This window comes from Paenibacillus mellifer, assembly GCF_023195895.1.
Lineage (GTDB): Bacteria > Bacillota > Bacilli > Paenibacillales > Paenibacillaceae > Fontibacillus > Fontibacillus mellifer.
Genome location: NZ_JALPRK010000026.1, coordinates 32679 through 48961 on the forward strand (window position 1 = coordinate 32679; position 16283 = coordinate 48961).

14 protein-coding genes, 1 tRNA gene, 1 pseudogene and 1 riboswitch are annotated in these 16283 nt (G+C 52.2%); of the genes and pseudogenes, 8 read left to right on the forward strand and 8 right to left on the reverse strand.

What is annotated here, in order from left to right; all coding sequences use genetic code 11:
• Positions 1-136: 136 nt before the first annotated feature.
• From M0651_RS20630 to M0651_RS20640, 3 genes are all read right to left on the reverse strand, one after another.
• Positions 137-2470 (reverse strand): ribonucleoside-diphosphate reductase subunit alpha, encoded by a 2334-nt coding sequence (locus tag M0651_RS20630; protein WP_248553611.1) that lies wholly within the window; start codon positions 2468-2470, stop codon positions 137-139.
• A 224-nt stretch (positions 2471-2694) separates the two neighbouring features.
• Positions 2695-3213, reverse strand: coding sequence for an anaerobic ribonucleoside-triphosphate reductase activating protein (gene nrdG, locus M0651_RS20635; RefSeq protein WP_248553612.1), 519 nt, complete (start codon positions 3211-3213; stop codon positions 2695-2697).
• Positions 3210-5186: an anaerobic ribonucleoside triphosphate reductase gene (locus M0651_RS20640; protein WP_248553613.1), complete on the reverse strand. Its 1977-nt coding sequence runs from the start codon at positions 5184-5186 to the stop codon at positions 3210-3212. Before M0651_RS20640 ends, nrdG begins: the two co-directional genes overlap by 4 nt.
• 179 nt (positions 5187-5365) lie before the next feature.
• Positions 5366-5617, reverse strand: a riboswitch (cobalamin riboswitch).
• A gap of 520 nt (positions 5618-6137) precedes the next feature.
• Here M0651_RS20640 and M0651_RS20645 point away from each other — a divergent pair.
• On the forward strand, positions 6138-6437 hold the full coding sequence (locus M0651_RS20645) for an MTH1187 family thiamine-binding protein (protein WP_248553614.1): 300 nt from the start codon (positions 6138-6140) through the stop codon (positions 6435-6437).
• Positions 6438-6508: 71 nt separating this feature from the next.
• Positions 6509-6581, forward strand: a tRNA-Thr gene (locus tag M0651_RS20650).
• A gap of 676 nt (positions 6582-7257) precedes the next feature.
• Here M0651_RS20650 and M0651_RS20655 read toward each other — a convergent pair.
• Positions 7258-7371, reverse strand: a pseudogene (locus tag M0651_RS20655) (cupin domain-containing protein); the annotation flags it as partial.
• 107 nt (positions 7372-7478) lie between these two features.
• Here M0651_RS20655 and M0651_RS20660 point away from each other — a divergent pair.
• Positions 7479-7898 (forward strand): hypothetical protein, encoded by a 420-nt coding sequence (locus M0651_RS20660; RefSeq protein ID WP_248553615.1) that lies wholly within the window; start codon positions 7479-7481, stop codon positions 7896-7898.
• Positions 7899-7971: 73 nt separating this feature from the next.
• Here M0651_RS20660 and M0651_RS20665 read toward each other — a convergent pair whose 3' ends face one another.
• From M0651_RS20665 to M0651_RS20680, 4 genes are all read right to left on the reverse strand, one after another.
• On the reverse strand, positions 7972-9060 hold the full coding sequence (locus tag M0651_RS20665; protein ID WP_248553616.1) for a Ger(x)C family spore germination protein: 1089 nt from the start codon (positions 9058-9060) through the stop codon (positions 7972-7974).
• Positions 9057-10139, reverse strand: coding sequence for a GerAB/ArcD/ProY family transporter (locus tag M0651_RS20670; protein WP_248553617.1), 1083 nt, complete (start codon positions 10137-10139; stop codon positions 9057-9059). The genes M0651_RS20665 and M0651_RS20670 overlap by 4 nt, the downstream gene beginning before the upstream one ends.
• Positions 10129-11475, reverse strand: a complete 1347-nt coding sequence (locus M0651_RS20675) for a spore germination protein (RefSeq protein ID WP_248553618.1) — start codon at positions 11473-11475, stop codon at positions 10129-10131. The genes M0651_RS20670 and M0651_RS20675 overlap by 11 nt, the downstream gene beginning before the upstream one ends.
• Before the next feature lie 132 nt (positions 11476-11607).
• Entirely contained in the window at positions 11608-11766 is a 159-nt protein-coding gene (locus tag M0651_RS20680) for an asparagine synthase (protein ID WP_068782850.1), read from the reverse strand.
• A gap of 534 nt (positions 11767-12300) precedes the next feature.
• Here M0651_RS20680 and M0651_RS20685 point away from each other — a divergent pair.
• From M0651_RS20685 to M0651_RS20705, 5 genes are read left to right on the forward strand one after another with little or no spacing between them, the layout of a single operon-like run.
• Positions 12301-12690 (forward strand): NusG domain II-containing protein, encoded by a 390-nt coding sequence (locus M0651_RS20685; RefSeq protein WP_248553619.1) that lies wholly within the window; start codon positions 12301-12303, stop codon positions 12688-12690.
• Entirely contained in the window at positions 12674-13228 is a 555-nt protein-coding gene (locus M0651_RS20690) for a Gx transporter family protein (RefSeq protein WP_193416659.1), read from the forward strand. Before M0651_RS20685 ends, M0651_RS20690 begins: the two co-directional genes overlap by 17 nt.
• Positions 13229-13273: 45 nt before the next feature.
• On the forward strand, positions 13274-14095 hold the full coding sequence (locus M0651_RS20695; RefSeq protein WP_248553620.1) for an ATP-binding cassette domain-containing protein: 822 nt from the start codon (positions 13274-13276) through the stop codon (positions 14093-14095).
• Positions 14095-15027 carry an energy-coupling factor transporter ATPase gene (locus M0651_RS20700; RefSeq protein ID WP_248553621.1) on the forward strand — a complete coding sequence of 311 codons (933 nt, stop codon included), beginning with the start codon at positions 14095-14097 and terminating at the stop codon, positions 15025-15027. The genes M0651_RS20695 and M0651_RS20700 overlap by 1 nt, the downstream gene beginning before the upstream one ends.
• A complete protein-coding gene (locus M0651_RS20705) occupies positions 15017-15817 on the forward strand; it encodes an energy-coupling factor transporter transmembrane component T family protein (RefSeq protein ID WP_248553622.1) in 801 nt (266 codons plus the stop codon). The genes M0651_RS20700 and M0651_RS20705 overlap by 11 nt, the downstream gene beginning before the upstream one ends.
• Positions 15818-16283 lie beyond the last annotated feature (466 nt).

Consider the following 16283-nt stretch of genomic DNA (forward strand, 5'->3'; position numbering starts at 1 on the left):
AAGCGTGTCCCCGCAGGGGAGAGCGTGCAGGAGCGCCTCAGTTCCTCCCACGTTCCCCCAGTTTGCGGGAGACCAGAGGGCAGCGGGCCCTCGGGCGCCCTCCCTTACGGTAAGGGAGGGGTGGGGAGGGTTGAGATCATGATGCGCACGATTCGCACTCCTCAATCGTCAACGCCCGGCTGCGCACATAATACGTCGACTTCAGCCCGGCCTTCCAGGCGTGCAGGTGCAGTTCCAGGAATTCGGTGGCTTTGATGTCCGGCCGCACGTACAGGTTGAAGCTTTGCCCTTGGTCGACGTGGCGCTGGCGAGCGCCGGCCATGTCGATCGACCAGTGTTGATCGATGAGGAACGCCGTCTTGTAGTACCAGATCGTTTTTTCGGACAGATCCGGTGCCGGGTTGGCGATCTTGTAGGTCGTCTTCTCCTCATAGGAGAGCAACTCGTACAATGGATCGATGCTGGCGGTGGAGCCGGCGATGATCGAAGTCGATCCGTTTGGCGCGATCGCGAACATCCAGGCGTTACGGACGCCGTTCTCGCGGACTTCCTTCTGCAGCTCACGCCATTGTTCGGTCGTCACGTATTTGCCTTCGCGTGTGCCGTCCGTGTAGTTTCGGGCTTCGAAGTAATGCCCCGTTTCCCAGTCGGAACCGGCAAACTTCGGATATTTCCCTTTTTCGATGGCGAGCTCCATGCTGGACTTGACCAGCAGGTAGTTGATTTTCTCATAGAGCGCGTCGTTGTATTCCACGGCCTCCTTGGATTCCCAACGGATGCCTTCGAGCGCAAGCAGATGGTGCAAGCCAAACGTGCCCAGCCCGATCGCGCGATATTGGCTATTTGTGTATTGGGCCTGCAGCACTTCGATATTGTTGATGTCGATCACGTTGTCCAGCATCCGCGTCTGGATCGGCACCAGTCGCTCTAGCACGCCAGCCGGTACTGCGCGGGCCAAGTGAATCGAGTTCAAGTTGCAAACGACGAAGTCGCCTGGGATTTTGGAGACAACGATGCGGGTTTGTCCGTCTTTCGTTACCAGTTCCTCTTGTTCGACAACTGTCGGTGATTGGTTTTGCATGATTTCCGTGCACAGGTTGGACGAGTAAACCATCCCGTGCGCGCGGTTCGGGTTGGCGCGGTTTACCGTATCGCGATAGAACATGTAAGGCGTACCGGTCTCCAACTGCGATTTCAAAATTCGCTTCATGATATCGATCGCCGGCATCGTGATACGCGAAAGCGTAGGGTGGGCGACGGCTTCGGCATATTTTTCACGGAAGCTGCCTTTCCCGAATTCCTCATCATAGAAGTCTTCCAGGCCTAGCGGACGTCCATTCTCATCCTTCCAGCCCATCGTTTTCTTCACTTCATGCGGGCAGAACAGATTCCATTCGCCGCGGGTTTCCACCGCCTCCATGAACAGGTCGGGCAGACAAACGCCGTGGAAGACGTCATGCGCACGCATCCGCTCGTCGCCGTTGTTCAGCTTCAGGTCGAGGAAGGCGAGAATATCCTTGTGAAAAACGTCCAGATAAACCGCGATTGCGCCTTTCCGTGTTCCGAGTTGATCGACGCTGACGGCGGTGTTGTTCAGCTGGCGGATCCAAGGGATGACGCCGGAGCTGGTGTTCTTGTGGCCGCGGATATCGGAGCCGCGGGCGCGGACTTTGCCGAGGTAGACGCCGATACCGCCGCCCATTTTGCTCAGACGAGCTACGTCGGTGTTGGAGTCGAAGATGCCCTCGAGAGAGTCGTCTACCGTATCGATGAAGCAACTGGAGAGCTGACCGGCTACTTTCTTACCGGCATTGGACATGGTTGGAGTTGCGGCAGTCATATAAAGGTTGCTCATCGCCCAATACGCTTCCTTCACCAGTTCCAGGCGTTTCTCTTCCGGCTCCTTGTGCATCAGGTACATCGCGATGACCATATAGCGCTCCTGCGGCAGCTCCATCGTCCGTCCGTCGAAGTCGGTGGCGAGGTAACGTTCGGTGAGCGTCAGCAGGCCAATGTAGTCGAACAGCAAATCGCAGGAAGGGTCGATCGTGCGGCCCAGCTCTTCGATTTGCTCTTTCGTGTAGCATTCGAGCAGCTCTTCGCGGTAGATGCCTAGCTTGCACAGCTCGGAGATGAGGTGGTGGAACGAGCCGTACGGCTCCTCAGGGTAAGCTTTGTAACGGCGGTTGACCGCCGCTTTTTTATATAGAGAAGTGAGCAGGGAGCGGGCGGCCGCAAATTTCCAATCCGGCTCGTCTTTGCTGACGAGCTCCAGGGCGGACATCGTAAAGGCATTGCTGATCTCTTCTCCGTTCACTTCGTCGCGACGGAGTTTGGCATTTACGCCGCGTAACAGGCGCTCTTTATCGAGGTTATGTAAGCCTTGCAAAATACGATCGGCATAGACGCCAAGGCGCTCGCCGTCAAACGCAAGTTGTCGGTTATTGGGTTTCGTCACTAGAGTGGGCATGGGATGAATCCTCGCTTTCGTGAAATAAGTAGGATGATTGCTGCAAATGCCGGCGTTACCGCAAATCTTGAATGTTTAAATTGCAGATAACGGGTGAAAAAAGGGGGCGCCAACCTGCTTGCGCTCCATGATGAATATTGTCAAACTGTGACGAAGGTCACAGGCTTTTAATTATACCAGAAACTTCTATCGTTCGTGTTCAAAAAGTTAGCCTTTTAGATGTGCTAGAAAGAGAACATTGACTCCCATAATACGGCCTGTCCCTGCCGCAGACTTTGCGGAATATCGATTAATCGTTGGTTGGAGCTCCCGCGATAGAGGAGGGAAGGGTCGCGAAGTTCTTCTACGAACCTTCCGTCAACCAGCACCTCGCACCGCCGCAGCAGCTCGTATTCAGGGGAGCCCGAGCGTTCTATGATTTCTTCGTAGGTATAACCGCTGTAAATCCAAATCGATACGGGCCCCGTTTCCGCAACCAACCGGTCGATAAACCCGCTGACCTCAGCGGCAGAGAAGAAAGGGTCCCCGCCAAGGATGGATAAACCGCTTAGCAGAGGGTTATTTTTAACGTCGTGAATGATTTCAGCTTCGCGCCCCATCGTAAACGGTTCGCCGTAATCGAAGTTCCAGGTCTTCGGGCTGAAGCAGCCTTTGCAATAATGACGGCAGCCGCTGATAAAAATCGCCGCCCGCAATCCTTCGCCTTCATTAATAGATTCGGGATAGTAGCCGCAAAGATTCATACGTCGTGTTTGACCCGGTCGCGCACTTCCGCTTGCTTGGCGGCATTAAATCGCGTTTGGAAATCGCCGGTCAGGTAGCCCGTCACCCGGCGCAAGCGGCGGATATGCACATCGTTCTCATGGCTGCCGCAGGAAGGGCAGGTTGCCCCAATGATCCCTTCAAAGCCGCAAGCCGAGCAGCGGTCGATCGGGTGGTTGATGCTGAAATAGCTGACCTGCTGCTGCAGGGCGAATTGCACGATTTTCAGGAACGCCGCCGGGTTACTGCGGGCATTGCCGTTCAGTTCGATGTAGGAGATCGCTCCCGCGTTGCACAGTCCGTGGAATTTGGCTTCCAGTTCGATTTTTCGCGCGGCGCTAAGGTTATAGTAGACCGGAATATGGAACGAATTGGTGTAATATTCGCGATCCACGACGCCAGGAACCGGACCGTATGCCGCACGATCGCGTTTGGTGAACTTGCCGGACAATCCCTCTGCCGGGGTGGCAAACAAGGTAATGTTCAGATTATGAATTTCGCTTTGGCGATCGCAATAGTCGCGCATGTAGGCGATCAAATCGTACGCTTTCTGATACACGGCTTCGTCTTCACCATGGTGCTTCCCGTACATCGCCTTCATACACTCGGCCAAGCCGATAAACCCGATGGACAAGCTGCCGTGCTTGAGCAGGTCGCCGACCATGTCGTCCGGTGCCAGCGCCTCACCGCCTTCCCAGACACCTTCGCGCATCATGAAGTCCGAAGCCTTCGCTTTCTGTGAGGCCTGGATGTTGAAGCGGTGCAACAGTCCTTCCAGCGCGATATCCATATAGTGCGTTAGTTCGCGGTAGAAGCCGCGCTCGTCGGCCTCCTTGCGATCGCCCAGCACGATTCCGTGCTCCAAGCCTAGCTTGACCAGGTTTAGCGTATTAAAGGAAAGATTACCTTTGCCGGACAAATGATTGCGTCCAAACCGGTCGGCCAGCACCCGGGTGCGGCAGCCCATCGTAGCGAATTCCGTATCCGGATTTGATGGATCGTAATACATCAGGTTGAGCGGGGCGTCGAGGTTGGCGAAATTCGGATACAGCCGTTTGGCCGAGCATTCCGCCGCTTTCAGGAACAGGGAGTAGTTCGGTTCCCCGGGATTCTGGTTGACACCTTGCTTGCATTTGAAAATTTGGATCGGGAAAATCGGCGTTTCCCCGCTGCCCAGCCCGCGCATGGTCGCAGTGAGCAGGGAACTGATCACCAGTTGCCCTTCCGGTGAGGTGCACGTGCCGTAGTTAATACTGGTGAACGGAATCTGTCCGCCCGCCCGGCTCGACATCGTGTTCAGGTTATGGACGAGGCTCTCGGCCGCCTGCAATGTTTCGCTTTCGGTTTCCTTTAGCGCGTATTTAAAGGCTCGCGGATATTCGTCCCGGAGGTCGCTGCGGCTCATGGTGATATCGCCCAAATCGGCGCTAGCCTCGCCTTCCTCAAAGTAATCCAACCCTTTACGGAAATACTTGGCGAACGATTTGGCCACGTACGGGGCGAGATCGAAGTCCAGCTTGTTCGCAGATACGCCGCCGTATTGGGAGTTTTGCTGGGATTGGAAAATAATCGCCACCAGCGCCATCGCCGTCATGATGGAAGTTGGCGGGCGTACGCTGCCGTTCCCGGTATTGAAGCCTTCGCGCAACAGCTTATCGAAAGGGATAAAGATGCAATTGGTTGTGCCGATGGCGTATTGGTCCAGGTCGTGGACGTAGACGATATTGTCCTGGATGGCTTGCACCAAGCGGGCTGGCATCACGAAATGGTTTGCGTACCATTTGGCATACTCGCTTCCGAACTTACTCATCTTGCCGGAGAAGCTTTCTCCGTTCAAATTGGCGTTCTCGCGCAGCACCTCGAGATTGCGGCTGTGCACGATTTCCTCGCCTAATTGAATGACTTCATCCAGCAAGGTGTCCCGGCCGGTATACATCTGGTTTAGCAATGCCATAACAATGTTCTCCTCCCGATAAACTATGATTTTGCTTCATAATAAAAGAGCATGTCCAACCCGACGAGGGTGAACATGCCCGAATGCGCTGCATCATAACGTCTGCAATGGGCATAGAAACCTAAGCCCTAAAGTTCAGCGGCAAGCGGACACCATCCCTGTTCCTCGCAGGTTTTCCGTCGGTGTCTTCCAAACGGGCAGGTCTCCTGGCTTTCGGGTCGTTGCTGACGCCTTCCCGCAGCCGTAGAATCAAACCGCAGTGGCATAAATGTCAGTCGAACGGCTGGGCCTTTAAGACAATTCGATGGACCGATTCGTCTCCAGCGCCTAGCTACCGATTACAGTGGCGGGACCGCAGCGGATTTGCACCGCACTTCCCTTTTAAGGTCCGGCTGCTTGTCCGCCGGATCACCCGTTCACACTATATTTTGTTGCGTTGTTCTAAGAATAGCCCAAGATATTGTGTTTGTAAACCGAATTTTTACCATGTAAACGACCTGAAAATGACGTGAAAATCTCCAGTCCTTATAACGATGCGGAGAGTGGGGGACGAGGGGGAATTGTGAACATTTATGAATGGGACTGGGGAACTAGGAGGATAGTTGTGGGGGTTACGCCGGTACGAACGGTGTTGGCTAACGGAATCTAAAGCCGCTATTTATCTGCTTTGCAGCTGTCTCGATTTCTAACGGAACCAGGTGATCTTATTCTAGGCAAAAACAATCGAATCTCCGTCAGATGAGGCAAATAAGGTCTCCGAGTTCCGTTACAGCGGGAAATAGCCGGGAAATGAGTAAATAAGGGTACTACGTTCCGTTAGAAGTTTGCCGTCTGTAACAAACTCTATAACCCAGTTGATCTTCAAGAGCAAGGATGGGTAGAATGGAGGTAGGTTGAAAAACAAGCTCGTGATTGATACCCAAACCAATACCAGGAAAGAAGGGACCCCATATGGCTATTGCCGAAGTAACCGTCATTCCGATCGGAACGGGAAGCACCAGCCTAAGCGCTTATGTTGCCGAGTTGCATCGGGTGCTGGAGAAGCAGACGGGAATTAGCTTTACTCTAACCTCAATGAGCACGATTATTGAAGGGCCGTTGGACGATGTGTTCTCCGCCATTCGCGCCATCCATGAAGCGCCGTTCCAGTCAGGCGCCGGCCGCGTGTCGACGTCGATCAAGATCGACGACCGCCGCGACAAAGCAAGCTCTTCAGAGCAGAAGTTGCGCTCCGTTCGCGAGAAATTGTAATTACCAGCCTTTGACGCTTGCATTATTTTGAAAACGAGTTATAATAATTTTTGTTCGCTAAAAACGAACTTGCTGGTGTAGCTCAGCTGGTAGAGCAACGCATTCGTAATGCGTAGGTCGGGGGTTCGAATCCCTTCACCAGCATACTAAAAGGTTCAAGCAGGACGCGGTTTCCGAGGTTTTCGGGAGCCGCGTTTTTTTGTTTGGAATAGCTGGTTTTCTACCATTTTTCTACCTTTTCGTTTAGTGAAGCGTGAATTAATAATTGACCGACTATTGTCCTCTCGTCTATATATATCTTCATTATAATACATTCCAGAAGTAATAATCTGTAAATAGTGCATTTGTTCGGAAGGACTTTTGATACAATAGAACGTGACGTCCAATGGTTATGATCCATAAATCTCCAATATATAAAAAAGGAGATTTATAATGCGTAATATTAAAATTATTTTACTAACTATCCCCATGCAAATTTAAGTAAACCTATACAAGGAGATTGCTTAATGGCTATATTATAAGACAGAAACGATAGAGTCGCCTTGGAATTTAATATTATTACTAAGGACCCTAGACCTGACCAGGGGTGTCATAAACAAACAACTTTTTATGTACATGGAGTGGAACACAGTGCTCAGTTTGGTTGGACAAACTACACTTTAAGTAAATTTGTTGAGGTAATGATTGGATTTCCATTGGATCAGACTCAAGAAGGTTATTTTTCGCATTATGATGAGACATTTGAAGTAAAGTGGTTTCTGGAAAGCAAAACAGGATTTTACCTTCTTGTCTTATTCATTTCAGGGAGAGTGCATAGGGCCTCGAGTCCGATATCCTCTCCGACCGGAATGCTCATCAAGGTCACCTGAAAATGCTTGCCGGTCCACAACGCTGTGCGGAATGTATCGTTTTGCTTGGCGGCCCGGTTGATGTTCGTGCTTGTTTGCAAAAATGAGGCAAATCTACTGATGCAATCATCTAAGAATCTGAAATCTCCCTTACATAGAATAGAGCATACCCTAGTAAAGGAGAGAACAAGATATGGCAAAGACGATTTTGGATTACAACTCTACTGTCGTGACCCCGGTGACGAATGGCGTCAACATTCCGATTCCGGTCGTCGGCGGCGTGCAAATTGCGGCGGTCTCTGTGTATATTGATCCAGCCAATCCAGCATCCGCGACCAACCGTGTCGAACTGAAGGCGACCATCGGGGTTGAGGCGCTGTCCGACACGCCGAATGTTCTGGTGCGCATCTGGAGAGCGGGCACTGAAATCTTCTACGGTCTGGTAGAACTGGAAGATGCCTTCAATGACTGGGGCCTCATCAGTGTGCATTTTGTAGAACATGCCCCGCTTGGCGTACAAAACTATCAGTTGATCGTCGAAAATCAAGATAACAACAGCACGGCCAGAGTAGTAGGGCCGATTGTTTTCTCGGCTATGGCGATCGGCGGATAAGCTGCCTTACCCTGTATCATCCCCTCACGGTTGACCGGAGGGGATTTCTTTTGCGTTAGCTAAGAGCTCAGCCTTATTTAATGGAGGCATCTCTGACCGTTTTCAGATTACCTTCGTTTTGAATCGTTGTTTTCACATCCAAATCGATCTTCAGACGAGGCAAATATTCCGTACGCCAATGGGCCAACTTGTTCCGGGGGATTCTCGTTCGAAAATATTGGCCCACCCCAAGGATGTCCGCTTCGTGTCTCTGGATATTCTTAAACATCTTGTTGAAGCGCTGGGTCAACAGAGTCTCCAGTTCATCTTTGATCATATCCACGCTAGGCTCCCCCCGAGTTTCCAGAACGGACACCTTTAAGTTGATTTGACTGCGCATATATGGGTCTCCGTCTTTCAGCGCAACATGATGTTTCATGGAGTTGCTGACGATCAGCACGCTGGCGTGGTTCATGACTTCAATTTTACCGTGCGCGCTTTCTTCGTCAAAGGCATTCATCAGCAGGGTTTCGTCCGCGGTAATTTGCCCGACCATCCGACCTTCCCGGATAATAGCGGCTCCGACGTTTTCGATGACCGTGCTTTTTCCCGATTTAATAAGCGGGATGGCGATGTCCCGAGTGTAAGAATGAATGCTTCGGAAGATTTCCCAGGTTCGCGTTACTGCGACGGAAGGGCTCCAACCGGCGTTTTTCTCGAAAAAATTGTAAAGCACCGTCTGATCCGATGATGAATTCTTCTGGAGTTTGGAAAAGAAAGTTCCTAGATCCTCATCGCATATGGCAACCATCGCTTTGGCGGAAATCTCGCGAGACCGCATGAAGCTGGAGATGCTGTCAATTAGCCCTTCCTCGGCATATTTCCGTTCAAAAATAATGACCTTCAAATGCAGCAGGTCGACGCGGGTCTCCATATTCGAGCTGATTTCGTCGACCACTTCCGTAATCGTTTGTCCCGTACGCGTAACGAGCATGGAACGGGTCCCGTCGTCACTCGTTTGCGGGATATCAAGGAAAACCTTGTATTTGGAATCTTCCCGGGAGATCCCCATGACGACAGGTAGAGAGCGATGATTGATATCCCGGTTATCCCAGCAGCCGCTAAGGGTTAAGGTACAGCAGGCAAGCATTGCGAGTTTCAGAAGAAGACGACGGGACATCATGCAGCAGCCGCTTCCTTTCGACGGGAGATCCATCCCAGGATAAAGATCGAAGAGGGGATCGTGAGGTATACATATAATCGCATCCAAGCGTTCAACCCAAATAGGAGTTCGACGTCCCGCCAATCCGGGATGTTGATGCCCATGATAAACGTAAGCAGGGACAGACCGATAACGATGTAAGAGGTCCGGATCGATTTCGGTATGCAGCGCCTCAAGATTTCTACATTGATCCAAGCCGTCAAAGCCGTAAACAACATCACAAAGGTTACGGTGCAGAGCAGGAAGAACATGGTGATCCGGTCAAACATCAGCCAGGTAATGTCAATCGTGTCCACCGCGACGATAAACGGGAAATGATACTGGGAAGCCGTTTCCTCCCCAAAAGTGAGGAGTGGAATATAGACGGCCATAAGAAAGAACGGGAGCAGCAACAGGCTTCCCCAAATGATTTTCTTTCGCTTAAACAGTACTTTCGGCTGAATGAATCCGAGATACATAAACCCCCCAAAAAACGCAAATGAGCTTTCCAGGTAATCCGGATTGGTGAGAAACGAAAAGTGACGGTTCCATAGGGGGAAGATGTAATGCCAATCGACATTTTGGAAAGACATGCATAAGACGAAGGCGATCAGCGGGAAGAAGATCAGGGCCATCAGCATGCCGGTACGAAAAAGGGCTTGCACTCCCAAAGAGGTGATGTAGCCCGAAATCAACAAAGTTAGCAGCATAATCGCCCATAACGGCGTGTCGGACAGAAATACGAGGGAGATTGTCTCCGCATACGCCCGGATTGTCACGGATGTCACCATAAACGTGTAAATGAACAACGGCAATAAGAATATTACAGCGACGGGTTTGCTAAATTGGATATAAATATCCAGCAGATTCTGACTCTCAAATAGGCTTAATCCTTTGGTATATAGGGAGATTAGGATCCAATGGAACAGGAAGCCCAATAGAATGGGTATCCAATGGGCTGCGGTTGTGGTGTCGATGATGTTCGTCGGAAAGATAAAGAAGATCAGACCGATGTGGATCAGGATATGTACGAGCACGACCTGCAGGCTTTTATCCATCATGCGAATCATCCTTTGGTTTGATGAAATATAAGTAGGGGATGCCGTAGGTTGTTGCGCTAGCCAAATAGGCGCATATAATGACCAGGCCGGATAGGATTCCGAGGACACCAAATAAAGAAGCCAAAATCAGCGTGAGATATTTAAACAGGCGGATAGGCAGCGAATTTTGAAATCCGACCACAGCCGAATTGGCAATCGTAGTCGCCGCGAGAATAATGATAAGCAGGCTGCTGACGAGCTTGGCTTCGACGACGGCTTGTCCTAATATAATCCCCCCGACCACGGTTAGCGTCGGACCAATACTTTTCGGCAGCCGGACGCTGGCGACGATGATGAGCTCAAGTACGACTAGTAGCAATAGAGTCTCCACGAATGCCGGATAGGGTACCCCGGAACGGCTCTCGGCGATGGAAAGCGCCAGCTCGATGCGGAGCACTTCCGGATTTACAGAAACGAGAGCTACGTAAAGGCCAGGCATAATGAGATTGATCATGATGCCGGCAATGCGCAGCCCTCGAATCAGGTACATAAACAGGATCGGGTAATTTCGATCGTTCTCCATCATGAAGATGTCGCCAACCAGTGCAGGCAAGATCATGGCAAACGGAAATCGGTCCATAAAGAGGACGATTCGGCCCTGACGGAGTGCATGGGCGGCTTCCATCGGCAGCTCGGTGGTGTAGAATTTGGGTACCGCCTTCCAGGGTTGAAAGCCTAGCGCTTTGCAAATTCGCTGTAAGTTGTAGAGATCCCGGTTTTTATTAGCCTCAAGTCGCTCCGTGACTTCATGGAGAAGGTTTGGTTCAACCTGGTCTTCCAAATACAACAACGCCAACTTTCGGGGCGAGTGATTCCCGGAGAGGTAAACCTTGGTGCACAATGACGCGCTGTTCAGCTCCTTCTTCAAAAGGCCGAAGTTCGTGGCAAGGTCATCGTTGAAGGCGCTGGCTGAACCTTGCAGTACATTTTCGTTCAAAGGTTGTTCGATGCTGCGGGTTAAAGTAACGGGAATGGGCACGACATCCAAGTAAGTGTCGGGATCTTCATAGAAGATGATCAAATCCCCGGCGGTCATCACAGCAAGCAGCGCAGCCTCGTCAGGTTCGGAGATCCTATGGCCGAGCCTATTGAGTACGATCAAGGCCGAATCGGGATCTCGCGAGAAATCAAGGCTCGCCTCCCGGACACGGGATTGTAGATTCGCCCATGTTTTTGGCAGATTAATCAATGACTTAAACCCCATGATCCGAACAGGCCTTCCGGCCAAAATATGCTCTTCTATAATAAAATCGCCGTCATGCTCAAAACGGTTGCAAATGCGGTCCGCAAGCCTCATTGTTCAATCCTCTTTCCCTATGGATTAACCCCATTATTTGTTGGAAGTTCTGGGAATATACACTCGGCGGCTGCACAAAAAATAACCCGGAAGCAAAGCAGCTTCCGGGTCGTCTATCTCCCAAACGGAATACTATCGATGTTCAATCAGGTCGATCGTGCCCAGTACGATATGGGCCAAACCGAATCCGAGTACACCGGTAGCGGCAAGCTTATACTTGCTTCCAAGCAGTGATGCGGCCGAAGCGGATACCACAGCTCCAAGAACGGTAGGAATCAAACCTTCGCGCATTTCACACACCCCTTTGGTTTTGTTTGGAAAGACAACGTTAGTGTAAGCAAAACAGGCATCGGCTATTCGCGCCAATGCCCGCTTCGTATTGTTATCCAAGCCTTCATGTACACGTGAAGACTGGCCTATTGTCCCTGCTTCGACTACAACATACTGCCTGTTTCTAAAACAACAAAAGCCCTACCTCTCATTTGTCCTTGCGGCTCCGATGACCGCGCCAGTGTGAATCAGAAATTCGTCAAAATTCTTACTTATCTTGGGTCATTCAAATAGGAATTTCATACCGGAATGGTATAAGGAGAGTTATAATCTTTTGAGGAACTGCAACGTGGTCATAACAATCTAATTTAATATTATACTTTGAATAATTAAAAAATGCAATACTTATCCAGAAAATCCCTTCTAAAGTGATGATTTTGTGAAACTCTGGGAAAACTCAAAGAGGTGAGACATTTATCACACTGGAGCGCGGGGGGCACCATGTATAATGTGTTCATCTAAGATTTATATAATCAAAAAATAAGGGAGTTTGCCATGAAACGCGGAGATATCCTGTTGATCGGGTTAATCGTTGCCGTCGCGTTAGTGTTCTTGGTTCCGAGATGGCTTGGCGATTCAAGTGAAAACAATCACAACAATGAAAACCGGGTAGCGAGAATTACGGTTGACGGGAAGCTGTTTAAGACGGTTGAGTTGACCGGTAAAGAACAGACCGTGGACATCCAGACGGAGTACGGCTACAACATTTTGAAGGTACATGATTACGGCATTGAGATGATCGACGCCGACTGCCCGGACAAATTGTGCTTGACCTTCGGGTTTATCGACCGGAACGGCGGGACAATCGTATGCCTTCCACATAAGTTAATGGTCGAAGTGGTATCCTCGGGAGAAGGAGACGATGTCGATGCGCTCGTTAAATGAACAATCTAATTTGATGTTAAAAAGAACGGTGATTGTGGCGATTTTTGCAGCGGTAGCGGTTGTGCTAAGTCTGGTCGAATCCGTGATTCCGGTGAACATGAGTGTACCGGGGGCGAAGCTGGGGTTAGCCAATATTATGGTGCTGACTTGCCTCTATTTCCTGCGGGCCCGTGACGCCTTGATGATGGTGCTGCTGAAGACGCTGCTCACCGCCTTTATATTCGGGACCTTCTCCAGCTTTCTGTTTAGTATCATGGGGGCGTTGTTCAGCTTTGCGGCGATGTGGTTCCTGCTGCTGGTCGGCCGCAAACGGCTGAGCGTAATCGGGATTAGTATCGTCGGGGGGATTGCTCATAATATCGGGCAGTTGACGGCGGCGGCGCTGTACTTCAATACGTCGAAGATCTTCTATTATTTGCCGATGCTGTTGATTATGGGGGTCCTGACCGGGATTGCCGTTGGCATCGCCGTAAGATATTTGATTCCGTCGCTGTCGAAGTTGTCTTTATTTGAAGGTTTTTTGGCGGAAACGGCTTAAGCCGGGGTGGCCCCGCGCTTAGCATACCTGAGGGGGGAGAGAGAAATGGGCGAAACGGGAATGGCTTACGAACTTCGGGAGGTTTCCTTTGCGTATCACCCCGCACATCCCGTCCTTCACGAAATTACATTGAGGATCCCTTCGGGCAGTTGGGTATCGCTGGTGGGGGCAAACGGCTGCGGCAAATCGACGCTGGCTAAGCTGCTGGGCGGGCTGCTGGCGGTAAATAGCGGCGCCATTTATGTGGAGGGAACTCCGCTGGATCGGGACACCGTTCAGCGGCTGCGTCCGCGGATTGGAATGGTGTTTCAGAATCCGGATAATCAATTTATCGGCGCCACAGTTGAAGAGGATATCGCCTTCGGCTTGGAGGGACGCAACCTGCCGCGGGAGCAAATGGTGACTCGCGTGCGGGAATATGCGGATAAACTGCAAATCGGCCATCTGCTGTCCAAACATCCCGCTGAGCTGTCGGGAGGGCAAAAACAGCGGGTGGCCGTCGCTTCGATATTGGCGATGGAACCGGGTATCGTGATTTTCGACGAAGCTTCTTCGATGCTGGATGAGAAAGCCCGGGGTGAGCTGCTCGCCATCCTGCGGGAGATGAAGCAAAGCGGCCGTTACACGATGGTTTCGATCACACATGATGCCGATGAGATCATGGCTTCCGATCGGGCGATTGTGCTGGGCGGCGGAACGGTCGCCGCCGACCTGACGCCGGGCGAGCTGTTCCGCAATGAAGCGCTGATATCCGATTGCCGGTTGATAGCCCCGTACTGGATACGATTACAGCAGGAGTTGAAGCGGCGAGGAGTATCGTTTCCTGCCGATTGGGGACTGGACGGCGAAGAGGAGGCGGAGCTCTGATGGCAATTGAATTTGAGCAAGTTCACTTTGCATATGACGAACGCAGTTTGTGGCGTTATAGCGCGCTGGAGGAGGTCGACCTGTACCTGGCGGACGGGGTGTTTGCCGGAATTGCCGGGGCCTCCGGATCGGGCAAATCGACATTGATGCAGCATTTCAATGGCATCTTGAAACCGACGGGCGGTACGGTTCGCGTTCTCGATGTGACGATGCAGGCCGGTGATAAGATGCCGCTGATGCGCGAGCTGCGGCGACGCGTCGGACTTGTCTTCCAGTTCCCCGAGCAGCAGCTGTTTGAGGATACGGTGGAGAAGGATCTTTGCTTCGGGCCGCTCAATTTCGGCTGCTCCTTAGACGAAGCGAAGGAGCGAGCCAGCCGCGCGTTGGCGCTGGTCGGTCTGGATGATTCGTTCCTCCCCCGCAACCCATTCCACTTGAGCGGCGGCCAGATGCGCAAAGTGGCGATCGCCTCGGTGCTGGCAATGGATCCGGACGTGATCGCCCTCGACGAGCCAACGGCGACGCTGGATCCGCAAAGTCGGTCTGAATTGGCTGAAATGCTGTCGCGGCTGCACCGTGAAGCGGGCAAGACGGTGATCGTGGTCACACACCGGATGGAAGAAATGCTCCCGTTCGCGGAGCAGTGGATCGTGATGAGAGAGGGGCGGAAATCGTTTCAAGGCAGTGCGGCCGAGCTGGCTCGGGAGGCGCCGCGCCTGGAAGCCGAAGGGTTGGCGATCCCAGCGAGTATCCGTTACTGGAATAAGGCCACGGCGTATTACGGCTTGAAGGGTGAACCACCGTGTTTAACGGCTGGGGCGTTGGCCGAACGGCTGGCTCAGCTGCAGGCAGAGCGGACAGCGGCGGGTCGGATGGAAGAAGCGGTCCCGGTCGGCGTTTGCGAGGAAGGAGGCGCTGGGGATGCGCAATAAACTGTTGTTTGGACGCAGCATCGACACCGGCTCCTGGGTACACGGCGTTGATCCTCGGGCGAAGTTGACCGGGATGGTGTTATATCTGGTCGCGATTGTGGCCGTGGGCTCCTGGCCTGCGTTGGCTGTGGCTGCCGCATTTTCAATCGCCTACATGCTGTCGACCAAGATCCCGCTGAAATATTACCTGAAGGCGGCCAAACCGCTTTGGGTACTGATGGTGTTCATCTTCGTCGTTCAATGCTTAACGGTGGAATCCGGGTCGGCGCTCTGGCGCATCGGCTCCTGGACATTATACAGCGGAGGGATCAGCAGCGGGTTGATCGCCGCCTTCCGCATGGGGCTGCTGGTGTCCTTCACGGCGATCCTGACGTTCACAACGACGCCGGGGCTACTGAACCAGGGGCTCAGCGGCGTGTTGAAGCCGCTTCGGCGGGTTGGCATTTCGTCCGAGCGCCTGACGTTAATGATGAGCATCGCATTGCGTTTCATTCCGACGATTCTGGATGAAACGCACAAGATTCTCAAAGCGCAGGCCGCCCGCGGTGCGGACCTGAAGGAGCTGCCCTGGAAAGAGAAGGGGCGCATGCTGGTATCGCTGCTCGTCCCGGTCACGGTCAGCGCCTTCCGGCGGGCGGAGGAGCTGGTCTTATCTATGGAATCCCGCGGCTATACGATCGGCGCGCCGCGTTCGGAATACCACCTGCTGGCCTGGAAGGGCCGGGACACCTGGTTCGTAACGTCCTACATCATTCTGGCCGCATCGGCCGTGGTGTACCGCTTGATTTGAACCGGGGGCTGGTGCGTAGCGCAGATGCTGTAAGTTGCGCCATAGTTTCTAGCGAGGGCACGTTGCACGTTGTACCGCTGCTCCTAGCGAGGGCACGTTACAAGGTACACCGCTGCTCCTAGCGAGGGCACCTTACAAGGTACACCGCTGCTTCCAGCGCTGCACCTTGCACCCTTTCGCTGCACCTCGGCTTTTTGCTCTCCCCTTTGTGGATTGTTGCATTTTCTGCAACATTTTGGGTGGGGAAGCGAGGGGGGAACGTAAGAATGTTGCTTTTTATGCAACATTTTTAAGTAAAATGCTCGGGCAGCGGCCGAAATGTTGTAGTTATTGCAACATTCGGCGGATAATTACCGGGACGAGCGTGAGAATGTTGCTCAAATTGCAGGATTCTCGCATTTCCTGCAAATGCAAGAGGTAGATAGAGTTGAATGGATAGGTTGATAGACTGGCATTTAATCATGTG